Here is a 1,176-nt window from a genome sequence, read left to right as displayed (position 1 = left end):
TATTTCAGCAACTACTCCTGATGCTACTGTTCTTCCACCTTCTCTGATTGAGAATCTTAATCCTGTTTCAATCGCGATTGGGTGAATTAATTCTACTGATACTGAAATGTTATCTCCAGGCATTACCATTTCTACTCCTTCTGGTAAGTTTACTTCTCCTGTTATATCAGTTGTTCTAAAGTAGAATTGTGGTTTATATCCTGTAAAGAATGGTGTATGTCTTCCACCTTCTTCTTTTGTTAATACGTAGATTTCTCCTCTGAACTTAGTATGTGGTTTAATTGAACCTGGTTTTGCTAATACTTGTCCTCTTTCTACTTCTTCTTTCTTAATTCCTCTTAATAATGCTCCTATATTATCTCCAGCTTCCCCTGAATCTAATAATTTTCTGAACATTTCTATTCCTGTTACTGTAGATTTAGCTGTATCTTTTATCCCTACTATTTCTACTTCTTCTCCTACTTTTACTGTTCCTCTTTCTACTCTTCCTGTTACTACTGTTCCTCTTCCTGTAATTGTCATAACATCTTCTATAGGCATTAGGAATGGTTGGTCAACTGGTCTTTCTGGTGTTGGTATGTATGTATCTACTTGGTTAATTAATTCTACTATTTGGTCTTCCCATTTCGCTTCTCCATTTAATGCTCCAAGTGATGATCCTCTTACTACTGGTATGTCATCCCCAGGGAATCCATATTCAGATAATAATTCTCTTACTTCCATTTCTACTAATTCTAATAATTCTTCTTCTTCTACCATGTCTACTTTATTTAAGTATACTACTATGTAAGGAACTCCAACTTGTCTTGCAAGTAAGATATGTTCTCTTGTTTGTGGCATTGGACCATCTGCTGCTGATACTACTAAGATTGCTCCATCCATTTGTGCTGCCCCTGTAATCATGTTTTTAACATAGTCAGCATGGCCTGGACAGTCTACGTGTGCGTAGTGTCTTGTTTCTGATTCGTACTCAATGTGAGCTGTGTTTATTGTAATTCCTCTTTCTCTTTCTTCTGGTGCTTGGTCAATGTTTTCAAAATCAACTTTTTGTGCTAACCCTTTTGATGCTAATACTTTTGAGATAGCTGCTGTTGTTGTTGTTTTACCATGATCTACGTGTCCTATTGTTCCAACGTTTACGTGTGGTTTACTTCTTTCAAACTTTTGTTTTGCCAT

The 1,176-nt window shown here is 36.1% G+C and carries 1 protein-coding gene; it reads right to left on the bottom strand.

The features are described 5' to 3' along the window. A partial coding sequence (gene tuf / locus AYC60_RS00105; protein WP_067319828.1) for an elongation factor Tu occupies positions 1-1,176 on the bottom strand: 1,176 nt, incomplete at its 3' end.

The sequence above is a fragment of the Streptobacillus felis genome, from assembly GCF_001559775.1.
Classification (GTDB): Bacteria; Fusobacteriota; Fusobacteriia; order Fusobacteriales; family Leptotrichiaceae; genus Streptobacillus; species Streptobacillus felis.
The sequence above is the reverse complement of the archived record's forward strand: the minus strand, read 5'-3'. Positions and strand labels throughout refer to the sequence as shown.